Origin of the sequence: Buttiauxella warmboldiae, assembly GCF_003818135.1 — a bacterium.
GTDB classification, from domain to species: Bacteria; Pseudomonadota; Gammaproteobacteria; order Enterobacterales; family Enterobacteriaceae; genus Buttiauxella; species Buttiauxella warmboldiae.
This window is the reverse complement of sequence record NZ_RPOH01000061.1, coordinates 36,811-62,131: the sequence shown is the minus strand read 5'-3', so window position 1 is coordinate 62,131 and position 25,321 is coordinate 36,811. Positions and strand designations below refer to the sequence as shown.

23 protein-coding genes and 2 pseudogenes are annotated in these 25,321 nt (G+C 53.2%); 16 read left to right on the top strand and 9 right to left on the bottom strand.

All coding sequences use genetic code 11. The features are described from left to right. Positions 1 to 89: 89 nt before the first annotated feature. Together cobO and EHN07_RS14205 are read right to left on the bottom strand one after the other, a co-directional pair. Positions 90 to 680 (bottom strand): cob(I)yrinic acid a,c-diamide adenosyltransferase, encoded by a 591-nt coding sequence (gene cobO, locus EHN07_RS14210; protein WP_124024748.1) that lies wholly within the window; start codon positions 678 to 680, stop codon positions 90 to 92. Further along, entirely contained in the window at positions 677 to 1,438 is a 762-nt protein-coding gene (locus EHN07_RS14205; protein WP_124024747.1) for a YciK family oxidoreductase, read from the bottom strand. The genes cobO and EHN07_RS14205 overlap by 4 nt, the downstream gene beginning before the upstream one ends. A 276-nt stretch (positions 1,439 to 1,714) precedes the next feature. Between EHN07_RS14205 and sohB the strand changes: the two genes are divergently transcribed. Next, positions 1,715 to 2,764, top strand: coding sequence for a protease SohB (gene sohB, locus EHN07_RS14200; RefSeq protein WP_124024746.1), 1,050 nt, complete (start codon positions 1,715 to 1,717; stop codon positions 2,762 to 2,764). Between the two features lie 49 nt (positions 2,765 to 2,813). Here the strand turns inward: sohB and EHN07_RS14195 are convergent, their stop codons facing one another. After that, complete coding sequence (locus EHN07_RS14195) at positions 2,814 to 3,065, bottom strand: YciN family protein (protein ID WP_124024745.1); 252 nt, start codon at positions 3,063 to 3,065, stop codon at positions 2,814 to 2,816. Positions 3,066 to 3,466: 401 nt separating this feature from the next. Here EHN07_RS14195 and topA point away from each other — a divergent pair, with 401 nt between their 5' ends. The 6 genes from topA (at position 3,467) to acnA (ending at position 10,997) form a co-directional block, all read left to right on the top strand. Further along, on the top strand, positions 3,467 to 6,064 hold the full coding sequence (topA, locus tag EHN07_RS14190) for a type I DNA topoisomerase (protein ID WP_124024744.1): 2,598 nt from the start codon (positions 3,467 to 3,469) through the stop codon (positions 6,062 to 6,064). A gap of 189 nt (positions 6,065 to 6,253) precedes the next feature. Next, entirely contained in the window at positions 6,254 to 7,228 is a 975-nt protein-coding gene (gene cysB, locus EHN07_RS14185; RefSeq protein ID WP_124024743.1) for an HTH-type transcriptional regulator CysB, read from the top strand. 317 nt (positions 7,229 to 7,545) lie between these two features. Continuing rightward, on the top strand, positions 7,546 to 7,707 hold the full coding sequence (locus EHN07_RS14180) for a YmiA family putative membrane protein (RefSeq protein WP_124024742.1): 162 nt from the start codon (positions 7,546 to 7,548) through the stop codon (positions 7,705 to 7,707). 2 nt (positions 7,708 to 7,709) lie between these two features. Continuing rightward, entirely contained in the window at positions 7,710 to 7,880 is a 171-nt protein-coding gene (locus tag EHN07_RS20490) for a hypothetical protein (protein ID WP_167467312.1), read from the top strand. A gap of 162 nt (positions 7,881 to 8,042) precedes the next feature. Next, positions 8,043 to 8,141: a small membrane protein YmiC gene (ymiC, locus tag EHN07_RS20780; RefSeq protein WP_279630500.1), complete on the top strand. Its 99-nt coding sequence runs from the start codon at positions 8,043 to 8,045 to the stop codon at positions 8,139 to 8,141. Positions 8,142 to 8,321: 180 nt separating this feature from the next. Next, complete coding sequence (gene acnA, locus EHN07_RS14175; protein ID WP_124024741.1) at positions 8,322 to 10,997, top strand: aconitate hydratase AcnA; 2,676 nt, start codon at positions 8,322 to 8,324, stop codon at positions 10,995 to 10,997. 36 nt (positions 10,998 to 11,033) lie between these two features. On the opposite strand, the gene ribA is transcribed toward acnA, so the two are convergent. Then, on the bottom strand, positions 11,034 to 11,627 hold the full coding sequence (ribA, locus tag EHN07_RS14170; protein ID WP_124024740.1) for a GTP cyclohydrolase II: 594 nt from the start codon (positions 11,625 to 11,627) through the stop codon (positions 11,034 to 11,036). Positions 11,628 to 11,833: 206 nt separating this feature from the next. On the opposite strand from ribA, the gene pgpB reads away from it, so the two are divergent. The 5 genes from pgpB (at position 11,834) to yciH (ending at position 15,478) form a co-directional block, all read left to right on the top strand. After that, positions 11,834 to 12,598, top strand: a complete 765-nt coding sequence (gene pgpB / locus EHN07_RS14165; protein ID WP_124024739.1) for a phosphatidylglycerophosphatase B — start codon at positions 11,834 to 11,836, stop codon at positions 12,596 to 12,598. Between the two features lie 140 nt (positions 12,599 to 12,738). After that, positions 12,739 to 13,044 carry a LapA family protein gene (locus EHN07_RS14160; RefSeq protein WP_124024738.1) on the top strand — a complete coding sequence of 102 codons (306 nt, stop codon included), beginning with the start codon at positions 12,739 to 12,741 and terminating at the stop codon, positions 13,042 to 13,044. 6 nt (positions 13,045 to 13,050) lie between these two features. Continuing rightward, positions 13,051 to 14,220 (top strand): lipopolysaccharide assembly protein LapB, encoded by a 1,170-nt coding sequence (lapB, locus tag EHN07_RS14155; RefSeq protein ID WP_124024737.1) that lies wholly within the window; start codon positions 13,051 to 13,053, stop codon positions 14,218 to 14,220. A gap of 194 nt (positions 14,221 to 14,414) precedes the next feature. Then, positions 14,415 to 15,152, top strand: a complete 738-nt coding sequence (gene pyrF, locus EHN07_RS14150; RefSeq protein ID WP_124024736.1) for an orotidine-5'-phosphate decarboxylase — start codon at positions 14,415 to 14,417, stop codon at positions 15,150 to 15,152. Continuing rightward, positions 15,152 to 15,478, top strand: a complete 327-nt coding sequence (gene yciH / locus EHN07_RS14145; RefSeq protein WP_124024752.1) for a stress response translation initiation inhibitor YciH — start codon at positions 15,152 to 15,154, stop codon at positions 15,476 to 15,478. The genes pyrF and yciH overlap by 1 nt, the downstream gene beginning before the upstream one ends. 202 nt (positions 15,479 to 15,680) lie before the next feature. Here yciH and EHN07_RS14140 read toward each other — a convergent pair whose 3' ends face one another. After that, positions 15,681 to 15,986, bottom strand: a complete 306-nt coding sequence (locus EHN07_RS14140; RefSeq protein WP_124024735.1) for a hypothetical protein — start codon at positions 15,984 to 15,986, stop codon at positions 15,681 to 15,683. A gap of 190 nt (positions 15,987 to 16,176) precedes the next feature. Between EHN07_RS14140 and EHN07_RS20695 the strand changes: the two are divergent. Further along, positions 16,177 to 16,418 (top strand): annotated as a pseudogene (locus EHN07_RS20695) (acyl-CoA thioesterase); the annotation flags it as partial. Positions 16,419 to 16,463: 45 nt separating this feature from the next. On the opposite strand, the pseudogene EHN07_RS14135 reads toward EHN07_RS20695, so the two are convergent. The 4 genes and pseudogenes from EHN07_RS14135 to EHN07_RS14120 all read right to left on the bottom strand — a co-directional run. Next, a pseudogene (locus EHN07_RS14135) lies at positions 16,464 to 16,607 on the bottom strand (aldehyde dehydrogenase family protein); the annotation flags it as partial. Between the two features lie 83 nt (positions 16,608 to 16,690). Continuing rightward, positions 16,691 to 18,820: a virulence factor SrfC family protein gene (locus EHN07_RS14130; RefSeq protein ID WP_124024734.1), complete on the bottom strand. Its 2,130-nt coding sequence runs from the start codon at positions 18,818 to 18,820 to the stop codon at positions 16,691 to 16,693. Next, positions 18,817 to 21,789 carry a virulence factor SrfB gene (locus EHN07_RS14125; protein WP_124024733.1) on the bottom strand — a complete coding sequence of 991 codons (2,973 nt, stop codon included), beginning with the start codon at positions 21,787 to 21,789 and terminating at the stop codon, positions 18,817 to 18,819. Before EHN07_RS14125 ends, EHN07_RS14130 begins: the two co-directional genes overlap by 4 nt. 3 nt (positions 21,790 to 21,792) lie before the next feature. Next, entirely contained in the window at positions 21,793 to 23,097 is a 1,305-nt protein-coding gene (locus EHN07_RS14120) for an SrfA family protein (protein ID WP_124024732.1), read from the bottom strand. A gap of 453 nt (positions 23,098 to 23,550) precedes the next feature. On the opposite strand from EHN07_RS14120, the gene EHN07_RS14115 reads away from it, so the two are divergent. From EHN07_RS14115 to EHN07_RS14105, 3 genes are read left to right on the top strand one after another with little or no spacing between them, the layout of a single operon-like run. Then, positions 23,551 to 24,051 (top strand): GNAT family N-acetyltransferase, encoded by a 501-nt coding sequence (locus EHN07_RS14115; protein ID WP_208646998.1) that lies wholly within the window; start codon positions 23,551 to 23,553, stop codon positions 24,049 to 24,051. Between the two features lie 3 nt (positions 24,052 to 24,054). Next, positions 24,055 to 24,825, top strand: a complete 771-nt coding sequence (locus EHN07_RS14110) for an alpha/beta fold hydrolase (RefSeq protein WP_124024731.1) — start codon at positions 24,055 to 24,057, stop codon at positions 24,823 to 24,825. Positions 24,826 to 24,876: 51 nt separating this feature from the next. Next, positions 24,877 to 25,110 carry a DUF2526 family protein gene (locus EHN07_RS14105; RefSeq protein ID WP_124024730.1) on the top strand — a complete coding sequence of 78 codons (234 nt, stop codon included), beginning with the start codon at positions 24,877 to 24,879 and terminating at the stop codon, positions 25,108 to 25,110. The last annotated feature ends 211 nt before the right edge of the window (positions 25,111 to 25,321 follow it).

The window sequence follows — 25,321 nt, the reverse complement described above, 5'->3', positions numbered from 1 at the left end:
TTGTGGCGATCGGCCGAAAATCAATAATTGATGGTCCATGTTCGTTTTGCGAAAGTCATGGGGTTTGTCATCAGTCTGGATTTTTGTCTCTAGTAATCAATGCCGATTTGCGCTTTAACACCTGCCTCAAACGCGTGTTTCACCGGTCTTAATTCACTGACCGTATCCGCCACTTCCAGAATATCCCGATGACACCCGCGCCCGGTAATAATCACCGTCTGGCTGTGCGGGCGCTGCGCCAGCGCGGTGAGAACCTCTTCGAGCGGTAAGTAGTCGTAGGCCACCATATAGGTGATTTCGTCGAGAATAACCATATCCAGCGAGCTGTCAGCCAGCATACGCTGCGCGTGTTGCCACACCTCAAGGCAGGCTGCGGTATCGGTTTCACGGTTTTGTGTATCCCAGGTAAAACCTGTTGCCATTACCTGAAACTCCACGCCCAGCGGTTCCAGCAGATTACGTTCGCCGTTTGGCCACTGGCCCTTGATAAACTGGATCGCGCCAACCTTTTTACCGTGTCCGACGGCGCGAGTGGCGGTACCGAAAGCCGCGGTGGTTTTCCCTTTGCCGTTTCCGGTAAAGACAATCAGAATGCCACGCTCATCTTGCGCGGCGGCAACACGGGCATCGACTTTCTCTTTCTGGCGCTGTTGACGCTGCTGGTAACGTTGTTCACTCATTCGGAAATTCCTGGTTTGCGGTTTGGTTGAGCATCGAAGCTCATGCCGGTTTTACGACGGCTGTCATCGCCCATTAGCCATAAATAGAGCGGCATTAAATCACGGGGCGTTTTCAGCTTGTTGGGATCTTCAGTAGGGAAGGCACTGGCGCGCATCGCGGTGCGTGTCCCGCCCGGGTTAATACAGTTTACGCGTAAATTATGCTGCTTATACTCCTCCGCCAGCACCTGCATCATGCCCTCGGTGGCAAATTTTGAGACCGCGTAGGCCCCCCAACCGGCCCGGCCCTGGCGGCCCACGCTTGAGCTGGTAAACACCAGCGAACCGGCGTCAGATTTGAGTAATAAAGGAAGCAGCGCTTGGGTCAGGAAGAAGGTGACATTAACATTGACCTGCATTACGGCCTGCCACGTTTGCGGATCTTGCTCCTCCATTGGCCGAATATCACCGAGGATACCGGCATTGTGCAGCACGCCATCTAAACGTGGGATCAGGCCGGAAAGCTTATGCGCAAGGCGGTGGCAATCTTCAGGTGCCGCGCTGGCAAAGTCCAGGATAAACCAGTGCGGCAGACTGCCATAGGTGGCGTTTATCTCACCGGCAACCGCGCGTAGCTTTTCTTCGCTACGGCCCAGTAATATGACGCTGGCACCATATTTCGCATAGGTTAGTGCCGCTTCACGCCCGATGCCATCGCTGGCCCCGGTCACTAAAATGATGCGGTTTTGCAGTAAATCTATTTTCGGTTGGTAGTGCACTTTGCTACTCCTCGCGTGATGCTCAGGCTCACGTCTTATTTCTCGGACCGATAATCTTCAGGCTTTATGCCTGAAAGCCATTATGATTTCAATCAGGCAACAGGAGACAATACCTTTGATTAACATTTTGCAAAGCTTTCATTTTGTCAGACTGATGACAAACCTGATTTTATTAAAACAACAGTCGTAGCATTTATAGTTGTTTACAGACGTAGAATCGCGGCTCGGTTACACTGGGTACGAGAAATTTAATGTTCTGAATGGAAGGCGGAAAGCGTGGATCTGATTGCAAACTATGGGCTTTTTCTGGCGAAGATCGTCACGGTCGTGGCGGCTATTGGCCTTATTATAACGATAATTGTGAATGTTGCCGGGCGTAAAAGGCATCAGCGCGGCGAGCTGCATCTCACTAATTTAAGTGAGCAATACCAGGAAATGCAGGAAGAGATGCAGGTGGCAAGGCTTGATGATCACCAGCAAAAACTCTGGCACAAAGCGCAAAAGAAAAAACATAAACTTGAAGCAAAGCAGGCAAAAGCACGCGCTAAACGTGGCGAAACGGTGATTTCTGACAAGCCGACGCTGTATGTGCTGGACTTTAAAGGCAGTATGGATGCCCATGAAGTCACCTCCTTGCGTGAAGAGGTAACCGCTGTGCTGGCGGTGGTGAAATCCGGCGATGAGGTTCTGCTGCGCCTGGAAAGCCCGGGCGGGGTGGTGCATGGCTACGGCCTTGCGGCCTCGCAGTTACAGCGCCTGCGCGCAAGCAACGTGCCCCTGACGGTTGCGGTAGACAAAGTCGCAGCCAGCGGCGGATATATGATGGCCTGCGTGGCGGATAAAATTGTGGCCGCGCCGTTTTCTATTATTGGCTCTATTGGCGTGGTGGCGCAGGTGCCTAACTTCCACCGCCTGCTGAAACGCAATGATATTGATGTCGAACTGCATACCGCCGGGCAGTACAAACGCACGCTGACATTGTTTGGGGAAAACACCGAGCAGGGGCGCGAGAAATTCCGTGAAGATCTCAATGAAACCCATCTGCTGTTTAAGCAGTTTGTTCATGATATGCGCCCGGGGCTGGATATTGATGCCGTAGCAACGGGCGAACACTGGTACGGTACCCAGGCTCTGGAAAAGGGTTTGATTGATGCGGTAAGCACCAGCGACGATCTGCTGATTAGCCTGATGAAAAATCACGAAGTGATTAATGTGCACTACACGCGGCGTAAAAAAATGATGGATCGTTTTACCGGTAGCGCGGCTAATAGCGTTGATAATTTGCTGATGCGCTGGTGGCAGCGCGGTGAAAAACCGCTGCTATAAAATAATCAGTACGCCAGCAATAACGAGGCCTGGTGGCCTCGTTATTGCTTTAGTCCTGCAGGTGATATTTATCGGCAAACACATGCGCAAGATGCTTAAACATATTAAATATCGCGGTGCTTTTCCCGGTCGGTAAGCCTTGCTCATCAAGGAAGTATTCACCTTTGAACACCAGCACCCCGTTTTTTTGCTCTACATCGGTGGCTTCCATACCGTGCATGAAGTCTTCATGGGCACGGATAACTTTGTTGGCTTCAACGAGTAGCGACTGTTTATCGATAGGTTGAGTGGTTGGCTGCATGATTTCCTCCTTTAAAAACTGGCGCTAGTGTACTTCCGCTATACTGCAAAGGGCAATATTTCCCTGTAAACCTAAGGTGATTTAATCAGTTTACTGTGCTGGCAGGAATCCGGGTTGCATGCTAATAAAGTTGCGTAACTCATTTTATCAGGTAGAGTGTGACGCTTTCGCAAATCTGGCAACGGAATTGCTTGACATTCAACCAAAGTTCCGTCGTGCTATGTCACCGTTGCGAAAGACTCGTTATCTCAATCACCTGCGAATGTTGGCGAATCAGCCGGTGGATGAAAAAAGAGTTGATATCCATTGACGCTGCCGCAATATAGAAAAGCGCGTCGCCAGTGGAAGGTGAGATTAGTGTGCGACGTCTCCTGGAAGAATTACATTAGGTAAAGGTGAATATGGGTAAAGCTCTCGTCATCGTTGAGTCCCCGGCAAAAGCCAAAACGATCAACAAATATCTCGGGAATGACTACGTGGTTAAGTCCAGCGTCGGTCATATTCGTGATTTGCCGACCAGTGGATCAACCACCAAGAAGAGCGCTGACTCCGCCTCCGCCAAAGGGACCAAAAAGGTCAAAAAGGATGAACGCGGCGCGCTCGTAAATCGTATGGGTGTCGATCCATGGCACAACTGGGAAGCACAGTACGAAGTGCTGCCGGGTAAAGAAAAAGTGGTTTCGGAGCTGAAATCACTGGCTGAAAAAGCAGACCATATCTATCTCGCAACCGACCTTGACCGCGAAGGGGAAGCCATTGCCTGGCACCTGCGGGAAGTTATCGGGGGCGATGACACGCGTTACAGCCGCGTGGTGTTTAACGAAATCACCAAAAATGCCATTCAGCAGGCGTTTGAAAAACCGGGCGAATTGAATATTGACCGTGTTAACGCACAACAGGCGCGTCGTTTTATGGACCGCGTGGTGGGCTACATGGTGTCTCCGCTGCTGTGGAAGAAGATTGCCCGTGGTTTGTCTGCCGGACGTGTACAGTCTGTAGCTGTGCGTCTGGTTGTTGACCGCGAACGTGAAATTAAAGCGTTCGTACCGGAAGAATACTGGGAAGTTGACGCCAACCTGACAACGCCGAAAGGCGACAGTCTGCCGGTTCAGGTCAGCCACCATAAAGACAAGCCGTTCCGTCCGGTTAACCGCGAGCAGACAATGTCTGCGGTTAGCGAGCTGGAAAAAGCGCGTTACACCGTGCTTGAGCGTGAAGATAAGCCGACCAGCAGCAAACCTGGCGCGCCGTTTATCACTTCCACGCTGCAGCAGGCCGCAAGTACCCGTCTTGGTTTTGGCGTGAAGAAAACCATGATGATGGCGCAGCGTCTGTATGAAGCGGGCCATATCACCTACATGCGTACCGACTCAACTAACCTGAGCCAGGATGCCGTGAGTATGGTGCGTGGCTATATCGAAGAGAGTTTCGGTAAGAAGTATCTTCCGCCAGCGGCTAATCAGTACTCCAGCAAAGAAAACTCTCAGGAAGCGCACGAAGCGATTCGTCCATCTGATGTGAGTGTCGTTGCTGATTCGCTGAAAGATATGGAAGCCGATGCGCAGAAACTTTACCAGTTGATCTGGCGTCAGTTCGTGGCGTGTCAGATGACGCCTGCGCAATACGATTCCACCACCTTAACGGTGCAAGCGGGTGACTTCCGCCTGAAAACGCGCGGTCGTACGCTGCGCTTCGATGGCTGGACTAAAGTCATGCCTGCGCTGCGCAAAGGCGATGAAGACCGTACATTACCTGCCGTTGAGCAAGGTGATGAACTGGCTCTGGTTGAGATCATTCCAGGGCAGCATTTCACTAAACCACCGGCTCGTTTTAGCGAAGCCTCGTTGGTTAAAGAACTGGAAAAACGCGGCATTGGCCGTCCGTCTACCTATGCGTCGATCATTTCCACCATCCAGGATCGTGGCTATGTGCGGGTAGAAAACCGCCGCTTCTACGCTGAAAAAATGGGTGAAATTGTTACCGATCGCCTGGAAGAGAACTTCCGCGAGCTGATGAACTACGATTTCACCGCGCAGATGGAAAGCAGCCTTGACCAGGTGGCCAATAATCAGGCCGAGTGGAAAGGGGTGCTGGATAACTTCTTTAGCGATTTCAGCGAACAGCTTGGTAAAGCTGAGCTGGATCCGGAAGAGGGCGGTATGCGTCCAAACCAGATGGTTCTGACCAGTATCGATTGCCCGACCTGCGGTCGTGAAATGGGAATTCGTACCGCCAGTACCGGTGTGTTCCTGGGGTGCTCCGGCTACGCATTGCCAGTTAAAGAACGCTGCAAAACCACCATCAACCTGGTGCCGGAAAACGAAGTTCTCAACGTGCTGGAAGGCGATGACGCGGAAACCAACGCGCTGCGCGCCAAACGCCGCTGTGCTAAATGTGGCACCGCGATGGACAGCTACCTTATCGATCCAAAACGTAAGCTTCACGTTTGCGGTAATAACCCGACCTGTGACGGTTACGAAATCGAAGAGGGCGAGTTCCGCATCAAGGGTTATGACGGCCCAATCGTTGAGTGTGAAAAATGTGGTTCTGAAATGCACCTGAAAATGGGGCGTTTCGGTAAGTACATGGCCTGTACCAATGACGATTGCAAAAATACCCGTAAGATCCTGCGCAATGGCGAAGTGGCGCCTCCTAAGGAAGATCCGGTTCCATTGCCAGAGTTGCCTTGCGAAAAGTCAGACGCTTACTTCGTGCTGCGTGATGGTGCGGCAGGTGTGTTCCTTGCGGCAAACACCTTCCCTAAATCTCGTGAAACGCGTGCGCCGCTGGTGGAAGAGCTGTACCGCTTCCGTGACCGTCTGCCAGAGAAACTACGTTATCTGGCCGATGCGCCGCAGCAGGATGCTGAAGGCAATAAAGCGGTAGTGCGCTTTAGCCGCAAGACTAAGCAGCAGTATGTTTCGTCTGAAAAAGAGGGCAAAGCCACCGGCTGGTCAGCATTCTTTGTTGATGGCAAGTGGGTTGAAGGGAAGAAATAATTTTCCTTAAGCTAACGGGCCGGGGCAACTGCTCCGGCTTTTTTGTGAGCGCTTATATAACCTGATTATTATTTTTTCTTTCAAACTATACATAGATGATATAACTGATATAGTGGCTGCAGATATTTCACCTTGCCTGAATCCCTGTCACCACGCGTGTCGGGGCTGTTTTTACCGGGATGGAACGCCATGAAACTACAGCAGCTTCGTTATATCGTCGAGGTGGTCAACCACAACCTCAACGTCTCGTCGACGGCAGAGGGGCTTTACACTTCTCAACCGGGGATCAGTAAACAGGTTCGTATGCTGGAAGACGAACTGGGGATTCAGATCTTTGCGCGTAGCGGCAAACACCTGACCCAGGTGACGCCTGCCGGTCAGGAAATTATTCGCATCGCCCGCGAAGTGCTGTCGAAAGTCGAGGCCATTAAATCGGTGGCCGGTGAGCATACCTGGCCTGATAAAGGCTCCCTGTATGTCGCGACAACCCATACCCAGGCGCGTTATGCGCTGCCAAATGTGATTAAAGGCTTTATTGAACGCTATCCGCGTGTCTCTTTGCATATGCATCAGGGATCGCCTACGCAAATCGCTGAAGCAGTTTCTAAGGGCAATGCCGATTTTGCCATTGCCACCGAAGCGCTGCACCTGTACGACGATTTAGTGATGTTACCGTGCTACCACTGGAACCGCTCGATTGTCGTCACGCCCGATCATCCGCTGGCCTCGAAAGAATCCGTCTCGATTGAAGAGCTGGCGCAGTATCCGCTGGTGACCTACACCTTTGGCTTCACGGGGCGTTCCGAACTCGATACCGCTTTTAATCGCGCGGGCTTAACGCCGCGTATTGTCTTCACCGCAACCGATGCTGATGTGATTAAAACCTACGTCCGTCTGGGGTTAGGCGTTGGGGTTATTGCCAGCATGGCAGTCGATCCGGTAGCCGATCCCGATCTGGTTCGCATTGAAGCACAGGGTGTTTTCAGCCACAGCACGACGAAAATCGGTTTCCGCCGCAGCACCTTCCTGCGCAGCTACATGTATGATTTTATTCAGCGTTTCGCCCCACACCTGACGCGAGATGTGGTCGACACCGCCGTGGCATTGCGCTCGAACGAAGATATTGAAGCGATGTTTAAAGATATTAAATTACCTGAGAAATAATATCGCCAGGTATCTTTCCTGTGGGAAAGATACCTTTTCTCATTCGTATAAAGAATTCGCTTTATTCCCCGCCAAATTAATTACCCGCACCAGTTTTAATTACCCATATCAATAAGATGGTTAATCTGTCGCAATTAAGCGACAAACGTAGATAATAATTAACCAATCTGCAAATTTAGCGTTTCAATTATTTATTTGAGGTCAAAAGATTAAATCTTTTCGTGCCGTCGGGAAGCAATTTCGCTGGCTTTTGTACTAGAGTTTCTTTAGGATTAATCCCAGCTGGCGATTAATTATACCGATTGTTTTTAGATTTTATGATAAGTGGTGCCGATTGTATGAGGTTAGCAATGCCTTCAGGAAGTACAGAATCGCAAAAGGAAGCAGGGCTTAAACGCAAAGCCTGGATGGCGGTATTTCTGGTGTCAGGCCTGTTCTGGCTGGTTGTTGCCGTGGCTGCCTGGCATTTCTGGGGGTAGCGATGACAACGCTGAACCAGGCACCAACGCCGAAAACGGAAGGTTTGCAGGAAGAAGAACCACAGCCAGAGGCGAAATCTGGTACCGTTCAGGTCCCCGAGTCGTGGCAGCTGACAGCGCAACAAAAAGATTTTATCGAGCTGTTTTCCACAGACGATGATATAAAAAAATAAGCATGATTTTTATTTACCGTTATTTAACTTGCGGTCAATCACACTTTTTATTCAAGCGGATAATCAACACGCTCTTTAAGTAATCACTACACGCGGCAATACTCAAACCGACTGATTAATGATTCAGTCATAGTGTTTACCACCAAATAAAGAGAGTGGCCTATGAATACTCACTGTAGCGTCAAGTACTGGTCGTGGCTGACGGCATTTACCGTTTCGTTTGCCTTCTGGGGGCAAATGCTCTGGCTGCTGGCGCGCTAATTATTCCCGCTACCCTGGCCGCCTGGTCGGGGTAGCATTCAAGATAGGTCCTCCCGTTTCCACTCCCGATTTACCTCTTTGAGTTGTTATCAAATCGTTACGACATCTTTGTGTTATCTTTAATACTGTCCCCGATCTTAGTCAGGGATACCGCTATCCTAAGAAATTTAAGGAGGAGCTATGTCGTTAACCCTACGAGAAGCCAGTAAGGACACGTTACAGGCGCTGGGTAAAACCTATCATTATTACAGTTTGCCGCTGGCTGCAAAGGAGCTTGGGGAGATCACCCGTTTGCCCAAGTCGCTAAAAGTGCTGCTCGAAAACCTGCTGCGCTGGCAGGATGAGGAGTCCGTAACTCAGGATGATATTCATGCCCTGGCAGGCTGGCTTAAAGATGCCCATGCCGAACGCGAGATTGCCTATCGTCCGGCCCGCGTGCTGATGCAGGATTTTACCGGCGTGCCGGCGGTGGTGGATCTAGCCGCCATGCGTGAAGCGGTAAAACGGCTGGGCGGCGATGTTGCTAAAGTTAACCCGCTCTCCCCGGTAGACCTCGTTATTGACCATTCTGTTACCGTTGACCATTTCGGCGATGACGATGCGTTCGAAGAGAACGTTCGCCTGGAGATGGAGCGCAACCACGAGCGTTACGTCTTCCTGCGCTGGGGGCAGCAAGCCTTCAGCCGCTTTAGCGTCGTGCCGCCGGGTACCGGGATCTGCCACCAGGTAAACCTTGAGTATCTCGGGAAAGCGGTGTGGAGCGAAATGCAGGGCGATGAGCTGGTGGCTTACCCTGACACGCTGGTGGGCACCGATTCCCACACCACGATGATCAATGGCCTCGGCGTATTAGGCTGGGGCGTTGGGGGCATTGAAGCTGAGGCGGCGATGCTTGGCCAGCCCGTTTCGATGCTGATCCCGGACGTCGTCGGCTTTAAGCTTGATGGCAAACTGCGCGAAGGCATCACGGCAACCGATCTGGTGCTGACGGTCACGCAAATGCTGCGTAAACATGGGGTGGTGGGCAAGTTTGTTGAGTTCTATGGCGATGGGCTGGACGCGTTGCCGCTGGCTGACCGTGCGACTATTGCCAATATGGCACCTGAATATGGCGCAACCTGCGGTTTCTTCCCGATCGATGCCGTGACGCTGGACTATATGCGCCTGAGCGGACGCACTGAAGATCAGGTTGCGCTGGTTGAAGCCTATGCAAAAGCGCAGGGCATGTGGCGAAACACCGGCGATGAGCCGGTATTCACCAGCATGCTGGCGTTAGATATGAATACGGTCGAAGCCAGCCTGGCCGGGCCGAAACGCCCGCAGGATCGCGTTGCGCTGGGAGATGTGCCAAAAGCGTTTAACGCCAGTAATGAGCTGGAACTTAATACGGCTCATAAAGATCGCGCCCCGGTTGATTACATCATGGGCGGACGTGAATACCAGTTGCCTGATGGCGCGGTGGTGATCTCCGCCATCACCTCCTGTACCAACACCTCGAACCCCAGCGTTCTGATGGCGGCGGGCCTGCTGGCGAAAAAAGCGGTAACACTGGGTCTGAAGCGCCAGCCGTGGGTGAAAGCCTCACTGGCGCCGGGTTCAAAAGTGGTTTCGGATTATCTGGCGAAAGCGCGTCTGACGCCCTATCTTGACGAGCTGGGTTTTAACCTGGTGGGCTACGGGTGTACCACCTGCATTGGTAACTCGGGGCCGCTGCCCGAGCCTATCGAAAATGCGATCAAGAAAGGGGATCTTACCGTTGGCGCGGTCCTGTCCGGAAACCGTAACTTTGAAGGGCGTATTCACCCGCTGGTGAAAACTAACTGGCTGGCGTCACCGCCGCTGGTGGTGGCTTATGCGCTCGCCGGAAATATGAACGTTAATCTCACCACCGATCCTCTTGGGCACGATCGCAAAGGCGACCCGGTTTATCTGAAAGATATCTGGCCGAGCAGCCAGGAGATTGCCCGCGCGGTCGCGCAGGTTTCCACGGAAATGTTCCATAAGGAGTATGCCGAGGTCTTTGAGGGGACGCCTGAATGGCAGAACATTGAGATCGATCGCTCAGATACCTATGGCTGGCAGAGCGACTCCACCTATATTCGGCTATCGCCATTCTTTGATGATATGGAAGCCACGCCGAAACCGTTGCAGGATATCCATGGCGCGCGCGTGCTGGCGATGCTTGGCGATTCGGTCACCACTGACCATATTTCCCCCGCCGGGAGCATCAAGCCCGATAGCCCGGCTGGCCGTTATCTGCAAAATCATGGCGTTGAGCGCAAAGACTTTAATTCCTATGGTTCGCGCCGGGGTAACCATGAGGTGATGATGCGTGGCACCTTCGCCAATATTCGTATCCGTAATGAAATGGTGCCTGGCGTAGAAGGGGGAATGACGCGGCTGTTGCCGGGTAACGAAGTTACCTCCATTTATGACGCAGCAATGAAATATCGCGATAAAGGGATTGCGCTCGCGGTGTTTGCCGGCAAAGAGTATGGCTCAGGTTCCAGCCGTGACTGGGCGGCGAAAGGGCCGCGTTTGCTTGGGGTCCGTGTGGTTATTGCTGAGTCATTTGAGCGTATCCACCGTTCCAATCTGATAGGGATGGGGATCCTGCCGCTGGAGTTCCCGCTGGGGGTGACGCGAAAAACGCTGGGGCTGACCGGTGAGGAGCTTGTTGATATCAGCGGGCTGAACGACCTGACGCCTGCGGCGACGGTTCCGGTTTCATTAACCTTTGCGGACGGGAGAAAAGAGGTGGTGGAGTGCCGGTGCCGCATTGATACCGGCAATGAGCTGACGTACTTTAAAAATGACGGCATCCTGCATTATGTTATTCGCAATATGCTGAACTAGCGAAAATTCTCCCCCAGCGATGGGGGAGAATACCCCTTAATCTTCCGACAGCAAATGCCCCATCTTAGCGGCTTTGGTGTCCAGATAATGGGCGTTTTTCGGGTTGCGCCCGACGATCAGCGGCACACGCTCAACGATGTTAATTCCCGCTTCGCTGAGGATCTCCACCTTACGCGGGTTATTGGTCAGCAGACGCACGCCATCAACGCCCAGTAATTTAAACATATCGGCACACAGGGTGAAATCACGCTCATCGGCGGCAAAACCAAGCTGATGATTAGCTTCAACCGTATCGTAGCCTTTATCCTGCAGCGCGTAGGCGCGAATTTTATTCAGCAGGCCAATGTTGCGCCCCTCCTGGCGGTGATACAACAGCACGCCGCAGCCTTGTTCGGCAATCTGCGTAAGCGCCGCCTCAAGCTGAAAGCCGCAATCGCAGCGCAGGCTAAACAGGGCGTCGCCCGTCAGGCACTCAGAATGTACGCGTGCCAGAACAGCATCATTCCCGCTAATCTCACCAAAAACCAAAGCCACGTGATCCTGGCCGGTTGCCAGTTCTTCAAAGCCCACCATCAGGAAGTCGCCCCATGGGGTTGGCAGTTTGGCTTCTGCCACACGTTTAAGCTGCATGTGATTCTCCAGGTACTTATCGTGGCACTCAGCGTGCCTGCCAGCGGTCTGGCTTGTTAAATTATTACAGGCTATTTTGCCACAATGGCGGGCACTTCACCTAATTGACTGACGTGCGTCTATTTTTACGCTTCGTGAAACATCACGTTTTCCCATCGGTGCGCTATTCAGGTATTCTTGCTGCTCAAATTGCATAAGGATAAGTGATGCGGGCAATAGCGAAGCGAACGACAATGGGGGCCGGGCTGCTGTTAATCATGCCGTTAGCCGTATGGGTTTCCGGGTGGCAATGGGTGCCTGGCGGGCACGGTGGCTGGCTTAAAATGATGTACTGGGTGACGGAAACCGTGACTAAACCCTGGGGCATCATCACTCATGTTTTGCTATGCGGCTGGTTTTTATGGTGCCTGCGATTTCGCTTAAAAGCCGCGCTGATGCTGTTTGCCATTCTCGGCGGCGCTATTCTTATCGGGCAGGGCGTTAAATCGGTCATTAAAGACAAAGTTCAGGAACCGCGTCCTTTCGTGGTGTGGCTTGAAAAAACACAGCATATTCCGACAGATGAGTTCTACAATTTAAAACGTAAACAGCGTAGCGAACTGGTTAAAAGCCAGCTTGCCACGCGCGCTGAAGTGCCCGGCTGGCTACGACAACACTGGCAAAAAGAGACCGGCTTTGCGTTTCCGTCAGGGCACACGATGTTTGCTGCAAGCTGGGCATTACTCGGTGTTGGACTGCTGTGGCCGCGCAGACGCACCTGGGCGATTGCGGTGTTATTGGTCTGGGCAACCGGCGTGATGGGGAGCCGGTTAGTGCTCGGCATGCACTGGCCGCGCGATCTGGTAGTGGCAACCCTTATCTCGTGGGTGTTGATCACCGTGGCAACCTGGCTTGCGCAAAAACTGTGCGGCCCGCTGTCGCCGCCGCCGCAAGAAGTTGACGAAATAGCCGAACGGGATGCCGAACCTTGAGATTATTGATTTAATCCCCATTTCTTATCAACTGGACGGCGCTAATGGATTCCCCGAACTGCCGGGAAATGGTAGCTTATACCGTTGGAAAAGCATTAGCGCATAATTTAGTCGCGTAAGACCACATGACGGGAAGCAATGTGAAATACTTATTCATTTTCTTACTGGTGCTAGCGATTTTTGTGATTTCTGTCACTTTGGGCGCGCAAAACGATCGGGTAGTCAATTTCAACTATCTGCTGGCACAAGGCGAATACCGCGTTTCCACCTTACTGGCGACTCTTTTTGCCGCAGGTTTTTTACTGGGCTGGCTGATTTGCGGCCTGTTCTGGCTGCGTATGCGTGTGCTACTGGCGCGTGCCGACCGTAAGATTAAGCGTCTTGAGCAGCAAATAGCTGCTGGCTCTGAGACCACCACAGTCGCAGTACCGGCTGTGAAGGAATAACCTGCGATGCTGGAATTGTTGTTTCTGCTGCTTCCTGTTGCTGCCGCTTACGGCTGGTATATGGGGCGCAGAAGCGCGCAACAGGATAAACAACAAGAGGCCAACCGCCTGTCGCGTGACTACGTGGCAGGGGTGAACTTCTTATTGTCAAACCAGCAGGATAAAGCCGTCGACCTGTTCCTTGATATGCTCAAGGAAGATACCAGCACCGTTGAAGCCCACCTTACGCTGGGTAACTTGTTCCGTTCTCGCGGTGAAGTGGACCGCGCCATCCGAATTCACCAGTCGTTAATGGAAAGTGCCTCGTTAAGCTACGAGCAGCGCTTGCTGGCTGTGCAACAGCTGGGTCGTGACTATATGGCCGCGGGGTTGTATGACCGGGCTGAAGATATGTTTGCCCAACTGATTGATGAAACCGATTTTCGCATTGGCGCGCTGCAACAGCTGCTGCTGATCCATCAGGCCACCAGCGACTGGCAAAAAGCCATTGAAGTGGCAGAACGCCTGGTGAAGCTTGGTAAAGATAAGCAGCGTACCGAAATTGCCCATTTCTATTGTGAACAAGCGGTGCAGCTGATGGGCAGCGACGATCTGGATCGTGCGATGTCGTTGCTAAAGAAGGGCGCGGCGGCAGATAAAAACTGTGCCCGAGTCTCTATCATGATGGGCCGTATTTTCATGGCGCGTCACGAATACGCTAAGGCCGTTGAGTCACTACAGCGCGTTATCGATCAGGATAGCGCGCTGGTTAGCGAAACGCTGGAAATGCTCCAGACCTGCTATCAACAGCTGGATAAAACTGAGGAGTGGGAAGCGTTCTTAAAACGCTGCGTGGAAGAGAATACCGGTGCGGGCGCCGAGCTGATGCTGGCCGAGATCCTTGAGCAAAAACAGGGAGCTGAAGTCGCACAGGTCTATATTAACCGCCAGCTCCAGCGTCATCCGACTATGCGTGTCTTCCATCGCCTGATGGATTATCACCTGCAGGACGCAGAAGAAGGGCGTGCGAAAGAGAGCCTGATGGTGCTGCGCGATATGGTTGGCGAGCAGGTGCGTACAAAGCCGCGTTATCGTTGCCAGAAATGCGGCTTCACCGCTTTTACCCTTTACTGGCACTGCCCATCCTGCCGGGCATGGTCAACGATTAAGCCCATTCGTGGCCTGGACGGGCAGTAAAGCCTGTCTTTAAAAAAAAAGCCGCGCATTAGTTACAACATACTATTAGGTTTTATATCAGACATCCCTCGGCACCGAGTCGTTTATGTCTGCCAGAGTGCAATGGCGCCTGTAATTTTGCGTGCCCCGCGGGTAGAATGCTTGCCGTTTGTCTTACTGCGTTGCAATGCCGCCCAACATCAGAAGGTTTAGCCATGAATTCAACTGCGTCATCCTCCTCCCGTGTTGCCACCGATTCTCCCGTTGTCGTCGCACTTGATTACGATAATCGTGACAAGGCTTTAGCATTCATCGACCGTATCGACCCGCGTGATTGCCGCCTGAAAGTAGGCAAAGAGATGTTTACGCTGTTCGGGCCGCAGCTGGTGCGTGACATCCAGCAGCGTGGTTTTGATGTTTTTCTCGATTTAAAATTTCACGATATTCCGAATACCACCGCACATGCGGTTGCCGCTGCGGCTGAGCTGGGCGTATGGATGGTAAACGTGCATGCCAGCGGCGGGGCGCGCATGATGAGTGCTGCACGTGAAGCGCTGCTGCCATTTGGTCAGGATGCGCCGCTGCTGATTGCGGTCACGGTTTTGACCAGCATGGAGGCGAGCGATCTGGCCGATCTCGGTATTACCGCCACGCCTGCTGAATATGCAGAACGCCTGGCGCGTTTGACGCAAAACTGCGGTTTAGATGGTGTGGTATGTTCGGCACATGAAGCGGTACGTTTTAAAAGCGCGCTGGGACAGGCCTTTAAACTTATTACTCCGGGTATCCGCCCTGCGGGAAGTGATGCCGGCGATCAGCGCCGTATCATGACGCCACAGCAGGCGCAGAGCGCCGGAGTGGACTATATGGTCATTGGGCGTCCGATCACCCAATCGGCTAACCCGGCTGAGACATTGCGTGAAATTCGCGCATCTTTACAGCAGGGGGCATGATGAAAGACGACAACAGCCGCCTGGTTTACTCAACGGATAGCGGGCGTATCGATGAGCCTGAAGCCGTTGTCGCCCGCCCTAAAGGTGATGGCATAGTACGCATCCAACGTCAGACCAGCGGCCGCAAAGGCAAGGGCGTGTGCCTGATTACCGGTATCGATGCTGATGACGCAGAGCTTGCGAAGCTCGCCGCCGAGCTGAAGAAAAAATGTGGCTGCGGAGGGGCGTTAAAAGACGGCGTTATTGAGATTCAGGGCGATAAACGCGATCTGATTAAAGCGCTGCTGGAAGCTAAAGGCATGAAAGTGAAATTAGCAGGCGGTTGATGGCATTAAGGTAGCCCAATATATTCAGGCTCGATAAGTGGCGCCTGGGTCTGAAGAACTCAACCTGGAGAGCGCCATAGAGCTTTCAGCTATACGCTTGCGGTATTTAAACTTACAGGTTGGTGATTATACCTAATAAATTTTAAGGTTCAGGATAGTATCCCGCTAATTCGAATAATAAATTAGCGGGATAAAGTGAGCCTTAAAATTGCGCAGAGAATAATGAGCCTTCAATTTCCCAGTGGGTTGAATTTTCACTCCAAACTAGCTCAATAAACTCTTCATCTCGGATTGTAATTGTTATTTTTGCCTTTACGGGTTCAGGTTGATTACTAGTTTCATAATAGTAACACTTTGAATTATCAGGATTCGCAAGATCACAGTGCAGATCATGCCTACCATATAGGGGAGTTTTAGCAGAAATGATGAGAACCTCACCTGCGAGTCTGCCCGTTCCCTGATAACGCTCTTTCATTCCAACGCGGCTAATATTAAATATTCCTATCATAACTTCTCACCGATTTCCGTATTCCCAGTTGGTGCCAAAAGCGTCACCCGGTGCTTATACATACTTCACCCGCACCATGCTACCCTGGCTGTAACTTTGCCATCTAATGGCTTTGCTTGCATGTTAAATACTACACCAGTTTTTTTCATCTTCACTAGACATTCCAGTCATCAGTTTTTGAAGTTACTTTGCAAAACTGGGGCGCACCTGGGATCAAGGCCGAAAGCGACCGGTTATTTACCGGGAAAAACGTCGAACAGCCAGACGGTGGTAATGAACTCCACCATTGATGCGGGTTATGACTCGTTGTCGCCATGAGGCAGCGCGGCCACTACCGCGCGACCTTTTAGCGGCAATAACGCTGCGGATCGCAATCTTGATGATATGAACTTCAATCGTTTGTGGGAATACAATAACCGTTGGATTAAGTAAATCTGTAAGGTGGATAGCGTGAACTATCCACCTTTGTCACTTTCGTCAGAATGGCAGTGGCCACGGTTGCGTCTGCATAGTTATCCAGCGTAGTTCGGTAAATTCGCGCACTCCTGCAAGGCCACCAAAACGCCCATAGCCTGAGTCTTTTACGCCGCCGAAAGGCATCTGCGCTTCATCGTGTAGTGAGAAATCGCTTCTTTTCCAGCAAATTTAGCCGCATTACACCCCATAGATAGTGGGTGCCACGACACTTATCCAGCCCATAAAACTTAACGAGCCAATAGCTGCTTCAGCTTTGTTCGCTGCTCAGCGCTCACATCCTGCGGATGGTGATAGTCAATATTCTCTAAGGCACGGGTGTAGAGCGCTACCAGCCAGTCGTAGACATACAGCGTGTTGCCGCGGGTGGGCTGGTCGCCTAAACGCGCCAGCCGTGCGTGTGCAGTCGCCTGCTTTTGCGGTGCAAATACCGTTGCCCCTTTGTTCACCCGGCTTGCCGGGCGTAAAGCGGGATCAACATGGGCATAGCCCAGCCAGCTTACAAAATCGCCTAATACCGCACTTGCGCAGGTAATTTCCTGTGCCATGCTGCCGCTGCCGTGGCGCAAAGCGGCTTCCAGTTGCTCAGGCAGGTTCAGGCGATAGCTGGCAACAATCAACAGCTGACAAAGCGCCTGGCGCTGCTTGTTATCCAGCCCGGAAAAATGGGCCGCTTCGCGGTGTGTGGCTAACTGGCGTAGATGGTTAATCCACAGCAGATGCACCACGCGGCCAAAGCTAGCCTGGCTGCGCGGGCTGTGGTCATGGTGGTCAACGTCGGCGAACAGGTCGATATCCAGCGTAAATCCGGCAGGCTGTTGGTGGCGCTGTTGTTGATAGCTCACCCAGCGTTGTTGTAGCGTATGGCGTTCCGGCAGCAGGCTGGCCAGCAGTTCACCATGCTGTGCGGCGTGGGATTGCAGCGCGCGCACTAACTCTTCGGCATCTGCCCGTGCGCGTTCCGGAGTGATATTTTCGCCGTCGGTGATATGGCTGAACAGCGCGCTGATTTCCGTATTCAGCGCGGCCTGCAACATCTCAATGTGCAGCGCACGCTGTGCCGGAACCAGCGCATCGCCCAGCCATTCCAGCAAACGTTGCATATTGCGGCTGTCCAGCGCCTGCAATGTCCCCCAGCGCTTACCCGGCAGGCCGATGATGCGCTGCACGCTCTCATCAAGATTAGCACCGTTAAAACGGGCATCGCGCGGCGTGATCGCCCAGATCAAACCCGGCGTGGCGGCGTTGCTGGCCTGAGTTTGATCCACCCAGCGCGCCAGCATTTTACCTGTCGCATTGACTTCCCGACGCTCGGTTACCGCATTGCACAGCAGCAATTTATCGGGTTGCAGGGACCGGGCGTAATCGTCAAGTTGTGTGAGCGGAATATCTACCACATCGACCAGTGCCAGACGCGGCTGATAGTTGAGCGAAAGCGTGATTTCGGCGCATAACAGCTGCAAATCTTGCTGCGCCAGGCTGACCTGAGTGGCTATCTGTTGGTTTATCAGCGGGCAAACCATCACCTCGGCGCTGATTTCCGCGCCTTCTGGCGTGGTGGGGATCAAAAAACCTTCCACGGGCAGCAGGAAAGTATCCACCAGCAGGCTGGCAGGGGCCAGAACCTGCGTCGCGTGGCCCAAATGATGCAAGGTTTCAGCAAGGCGCAGCCAGCTGGCGGTGAGCGCGGCGTTGTCGCCCCACAGCGGGGCCAGCAGCGCGGCCTGGTCGGCACGGCTAAGCCACGGCAGCAATTCAGCCATTTGCTGCCACAGCGTACTATCCAGGTGATGCTGACGACGCACGACTTGCTGATAAGTTTGCGCAATAGCGGCCAGCTGCGCCAACCCAGGCTGCGGCTGTGCCTGGCGCTTCGTCTGGAGTTCTTTGAGTTTTGCTGCCAGCACATCAGGTTGAGCGACACGGGCTGCAGGCGCGGCGTGATACTGACGTATCAGGCGCTGGGCCAGGCTGCCTGCGTGGTGCAAGGTGATAAACAGCGGATAATGCTGTGCAACCGGCAATTCCCGGCGAGTAAAACGCACGGCAACGGCAGGCGCATGGCCGGGGTTAATGTGCGTCAGGTAATCCAACACTTTGTCGCCGAGCATAATCTCGATGCGTTGATGATTATCGCCCAGCAGCGTAGTCAGCAGATGGTGCTTACCGGCTACCGAATGGCCATACAGGCCAAGGGTGAGTGGTTGTTCCGCCTGTAAGTCAAGTTGCTGCTGACGCTGTTGAAGCGCAGCCAGCTTGTACAGCAGCCCATCGGCTTCGTTTTCTAGCCGTGGGGCAGCGTGACGCGTCTGTTGTACCCACTCCACTAAGGGGAGCAGCGTTGAGGTTAATGGATTCATTTTTGATACAGGCTCCCGCTGTCGATCCAGTAATGGCTGGCACCGCTATAGCTTCCTGCCAGGGTGTTTAATTTGAAACTCAGCTGGCTGAGCGGCACTTTACTGCCGTCCTGCAGCCAGGCTTCCGCCAGCACAAAGGCGTCGGCTTCGCGGGTTTGCTGCAGGCGCACGTTCAGTACCCCTTCACCGGCAATCTCTTTTGCCAGCTGCGGCGAGTTAATCGCCAGCGTATATAAGGGGGTTGCAGGCCAGCGGGCGTCCTCAAGCTGACGGAAACCGAGGCAGGCATTGCCACGCAGCGGGAAATGCAGGCGGGTGTCGAGGGTGGCTTTTGGATCGTCGAGATCGATATCGCGATACCAGACGTTGTTATCAGCCAGCATATTGTTGCCATCAAGCATGCCCAGATAACGCACCGTGGAGTACGCCTGAATATCGGAGGCTTTAAAATTAAAGCCCGGCAGACGCAGATCCATAGCCAGACTACACAGCATGGCGCCCACGGCCGCGGTGGATTTCGGGTTGCCGATGCGGCCTTGCTGGCTAAACGGATACCACTCGTGGGTCTGATAGTTATCCAGCCAGACGATGCGGTTTACCGGTACTGGCTGCTGGTAGCGCAGCAGCGCCTGTACGCCTGGCAGGCAGCCCGGCCGCCCGGTGACCAGCAGTACATCGCAGCAGTAGTGATTTATCACCTCGCACAAGGCCTGTAGCGGCGCGGTCAGGGTGAACTGCCCGGCAAGCAGTGCCTCCTGTAATGCTGCCAGCTCAACGTGCAGCGGCACGCTGAACAGATCGAACGCCGGGGCGTCAGCAGGCAGCGCGTGCTGCACCGCCTGTTGAACATAATTCATCACGTTATCGGTTGGGCGCTGGGTGAGCAACTCGCCAAAGGTGGCTTCAAGCGTGGCATGGCGATCCTCAGGATCGCTGTTCTCCCAGTACGACAGCACCGCGTGGCCGAGCGGGATAAACAGTTGCAGCGCAGTTTGCTGGCGCAGGGTGCCGCGCGTGTCCATGCGCCCGGACTCGCCAAACAATGTGGTCATAAGCCCTGAGGTATCAGCCACGCCTGCCCGGTGAATTTGTGCCTGAAGAGCCGGAAGCACGCAGCGCTGGATCACATCCAGCAAAATGTCATCACCGGCCACTTTAAAGCCTTCACGGAACAGCAGGCGCGGGGTGATTTTCACATTGCTGCCCACGCCGTCATCAAGATGATATTGCACGATCGCCATATCGGTCGTGCCGCCGCCAATATCAATGGAGGCGACGCGCAGCGTTCTGCCCGGCTGTTCGCCGGCGGCTAACTGGCGATCGGGGCGAGCAAGGCGGTTAAAGAGGTTCCCCGTCTGTCCGGCAGAGTTAACCAGCGCTTCGTTATACAACCACACCAGCTGGCCGCAGGTGGCTTCGTCCCACTCCATCTGAACATCCGGCACCGGAACCACGCTTTTCTGGAAATCCCGCTCGCTGTTAAAACCGTCATCGACCGGGTGCCATTCCATCGCTTTCCACACCAGACCCACCGCTTCCTGCATGCGCTGGCGGAAGATTTCACGCTCTTGTTTTGGCATCGCTGACGGTAACGTGAGGATGAGATGGCGTAGCTGGCGTGGCGCATTAGGATGGCCCATGCTCTGGCGCGAACCAACGCTGTTAATCTGCATCAGCGCCTGCGCCAGCAGCTCACACAGCATTAACGTCATCAACGAGCTGCGGCTGTACTGCGGTGAGAACACCGGCAGGCGCTCCTCCAGCGGCAGGGCATAGAGCGGTTGCCCGTCGTCATTCATCAGGTTCATTAAGGGGTAAGCGGTCGCCAGCGGTTCACGCTGCGTTTTCGCGCCCATCTGGCTGAAACGCCAGTCCTGAGCGGCAGGCGTTTCGTCCCACAGATAGCGGCGCGGGCTGGAAATGCCGCTTGCGCCTTCGGTACCCAGACGGGTGGATGCCATGCGCCGTGCTTCATCACCAACGCGGACGATCGATGGCCAGACAAATGCATCGTCACGGCCGCTTTCTACCGAGAAATGCTGCTTGCCGAATCGGGCTTCCGAGAACTCAAGGCGGCTGGTGAACATCGCCTGGTTAATGGTTTGCGGCTCGCTGAGCGAGCGAATTTGCAGTTCGGCAGTCTGACGCAGGCCGTCGTTGGCTGCGCCATGATCTTCAATCAGTACGCCGCAGGTATGGGTATTGCCCACGTCGAGCACCAGATCGACCGGGATCGCCGGTGCCTGCAGCGTGGCGGTAACAATTTTCACCTCCGGCAGCGAAAGCTGCGCGCCGAGCATCTCGATAATATTGAGATAGTGCGCCTGATACTCGAAGGTTTTCAGCGCGTTGCTGATTTCGCGTTCGCTTCTGGATTCATGGCGCGTGGCAAACTGGCTGAACACTTCACGCAGCCAGCCATCGACCCAGGTCTGATCGATAAAATCGTGAATCTCTTCGTTGTGCCAGGCAAGGGAAAATCGCGCGCCGTTACGCACGTCGCTTTGCGTGGGCGTGAGATGGGCTGCCGGGTGGTCATCGGTAAGGATTTTGGTATCAAGTGCGATAGTAACGCGCACGGTGTTGCCAGCCGAATCAGGCGTATCAAGGCTGCGGATCTGTACCCGCGCCCAGTTGTCCGGGCCGCCAACAAAAGTGCGCGGCGGGTTAAAGCGCAGAAACGGCAGCGGCAGCCAGGTTTTATCCAGCAGTTTTAGCGAATGGCCCAGCGTAACAGTGCTTTCCGGTTTCACCACTTCGGGGGCGGCACCCTGAGCGCCAGGCAGGGTAAATTTGCCCGGCACAATATCGTAATCAAGACGCAGCAGCGGGCCGTTTGCCGTTTTACGCACGAAGCGCCCGGTATGGGGAGCGTTTGGCTGCGGGGCGAGGCCAAAATCCAGAAACTGAATACCGCTGTCTTTGATGAGCGTCACGCTCGGCTTATAGGGATAGAGAGTGGCAAGCATCGATTAATCATCCACTTTTTTAAACGTCACAGGGACAACGGTGTCATTCGCGTAGCGCCCGCTGCACTCGGCCACGCCGTTCTCGCCAGGTTTGCAGGATATTTCCGGCAGCGGATAACGCGAGCCGTCGCTGCAACGCGCATTGCCGCGGGTTTTGATCATCAGCGTGCCCGATTGCATTAATCCTGAGAAGACTTCCGCTTTGCAGGCGATGTTGTCGCCATGCACCAGGCGCACGCTGCCTTTGTTACTGGCAATCTGATAACGCAGCGTCGGCGGCTTGCCGGTGATGGCGTCTTGTACGTTGATGGTCACGCGCCAGCTGCCGTTAAGGAATTTAGTTGAGCCAATCTTTAGCGAGTCAGGCGGTAAAATCAGCGCGCCTTTTGATACAGCAGCAACAGGCGCAGAGTCCACGGCGACAGGCTCTGGCTGAGGTACCGGCGGTTCAACCACCTCCGCCAGCGCCACCGGCAGGGTGGAAACATGAGCCACCGGCTCTGCCTGAAGGGCCGCAGGGGCAATAGCCTGCGGTTTAGCGGCAACTTGCGCCACGGGTTCGGCATGCGGAGCCGAAACCAGGTAATAAGTGAGCGGGGCGGCAATACCGGCAATAGCGACTGTGGCAGCCGGCAACAACCAGCGTTTTGTTTTTTTGGCCGGTTTACTTTCTGGAACAGCTTCCGCAAGCGGCACCTCAATTGGCGGGGGCGCAGGCGTTTGCACCGCCACGGAACAGAGCGGCTCATCCGGTTCACTTAACACCAGGACCGGCGGCGCGGTGGGTGGTGGTTCCGGCAGACGTTCGATAACCGGTTCGTGTTCTTCGTCGTTCCGCAAACAGTCCAGCGGATCGGGGCGGGCGTTGCTGTTGAGCGTGACAAAGCCCCAGAAGGTGAGCACCGGTTTGCCATCGATCAGATAAACATGCTGGCTGCCGGGAAACTGCAACGCGTTGGCGAGCAGCGAACCAAAAAGCTGAATGGCGGTTTTTTCTGCCTGCTGGCAGCGCTGGCTCAGCGAGGCGACGTTGGCCCGGCAATTATCGAGATAGCGCAGGGCATTTTTGCGTTGCTCTTCACTTGCTGCCGCCCAGCTGACAACGGTCCCTTCGTATGGCGCATACCAGTCAACCCGGTCGCCCTCATCGTTGGGCTGAGGGATCGCGAGGCTCGCGACCACCGCCTGTTGTCTACGTAGCCGTAACGTTTCGCGAATTTGTAGCGCTGAGTCAAACACCGTCTGCCCGTTTTCGCCAAGCGAAAGGAAGTCATCAAGGCAGCCGCTGCGCAATAATGTTTTTGCCACGTCTCATCCATCCTGCTGTTTCGGCTCCGCATGAGCCATCTTCACGCTTGCCACTCTACTGCAACTTTGCCCAACTAAACGGCGGAAGAGACGGGTGTTTTTTCTAATTCTCGGGCGATTGCACTTAAGTCTTCGGGGGAGAACTCTGTTTTGTGCTGATGATTAGCGTTCACAAGAAGCCAAAAGGGTGTTGAATAATTGTCGTTATTACTGGTCCAGACGAGACAATCGCCTTAGGGATGAGGTACTCGGTTGCGGTGGTGTCAAAAGTGACTTTAATGCCGCATGCTGGTGAATGATAAAACTTTCTATGCCACTCGTAGCAATGTGAAGGGTTACAGTATTAGCTTCAACGGCAGCAATTTCTTAAAATAGAAATTGAATGCATTATGGTTGATGCCTACCGGAATGCGTAGTATGACCTACCGGACCTGTCAAAGACAAGGATGAGAAATGATTACGTTCAAGCCCATGTTAAGCCATGATTTTTTGGCCTTTGTTGATTATTTTGTTGTGGATTATGCAACTGATATCGCCAGTAATTATCAGTTACCTCAGGCGGAAGCTCTGCTCCAGGCCCGTCGAGAAATCGATGCCAGTTTACCTGACGGTGAAAAGACGGCTGGGCAGGTTGTCGTATGTATTACACAGACCCACTTGGGTGAAGAACAACATATTGGATATCTGTGGTACAAACTGGACTATAAACTGAGATCTGCTTACATCAACGACTTTTATCTCTTTCCCCAATTCCGTGGTTGCGGATGGGGTAGTGAAGCGATGAAATCTCTGGAAGCGTTGCTTATTCAGGAAGGATTTAAGCAGATTAAACTCCGGGTGGCGGCTGATAATCAGCAAGCAATGCGGATCTACGAATCTAACGGTTTTGGCGTTACCGGCATTAATATGAATAAAATACTGGGTACATCGTTTCAGACGCCTTCGAAGGATTAAAGTATGGAAACCTTTTTCTCCACGGTAGCAAAATGCTGCGTGCGCTGGCTGGATCTCCCAGGAACAGGAACACCAATGCTGTTTGTTCATGGTCTTGGATGTGCCTCTTCTTATGAATACCCTCGCGTAGTTGTCGATAAAAACTTTGCCGGAAGAAGGGCAATTCTTCTCGATCTCCCAGGCTACGGCTACAGTGAAAAACCCGACGACTTCAGCTATTCCATTGCGCAGCAGGCGGCAGTGATTGTCGAGCTGATTTCTCATCTCCAACTGACAGCGTTATTTATCTATGGCCACAGTATGGGGGGAAGTATCTGCATTGAGGCTGCACAACGCTTAACAGACAAGTTATGCGGGCTGATTATCTCGGAACCGAATTTCCATCCCGGGGGCGGTTTTTTCAGTCAGCAGATCTGCAGCACTGGCGAACGGGATTACGTAGCAACGCTTCACCACGCGATGATCGATGCAGAAAGTGGGCCGTGGGCGGGAAGTTTAGCGGCCGCCGCACCTTATGCGGTGTGGCGGGGCGCGAATAACTTGATCTCCGGGAACCACTGGCTGGAAATGTTTGCCCGGTTGAAAAAACCACAAGCGCTTATCTTTGGTGAGAGATCTTTACCTGATGATGACTTTACGCAAATTCAAACCATGAGCATTACGACAACGGTTTTACCCGACTGCGGGCACTGCATGTCATGGGAAAACCCTTCAGCATTAGCTGGTGCTTTGGCGGCATTCTGCGAAAAACATGACGGTCTACAAAATTATTGATTCCTGGCCTGAAAAGGTTAGGGTGGCGGCACGAAAACTAAGGAGAAAGCGATGGCACACCTTGAAGAAGTTATTGCACGCGTAGACGCGGCGGTGGCAGAAAATGTTATTGAACAGATGAATGAACTGCTGATTGAGTTGAGCGATGATTGCGAACTGAGCCGTGAAGATCGCTATGCGCAACAGCAGCGTTTGCGGGCGGCGATTGTACAAAAAGGGCACCATCATAAAGCGGATGCCGAGCAGCGTCGTGAAAGTTTAACCAAAGGCGGTAAGATTATTTAAACCAGGGCGGAAATTCCGCCTTATTTCTTTACGCAAGTATTATAAGAAAACAATATGGCATTGTTTATCTGCACCGTCCTGAGGAAATAAATTTAAATAGCGCGCTAAAGTAGTGCAATTAACTATTTAAAAAACTCATTATTATTTAAATATCATTTATTATCAATAGCATAAATATTTGGCACGCTTAGTGCTTTATCTGTCTCATCTT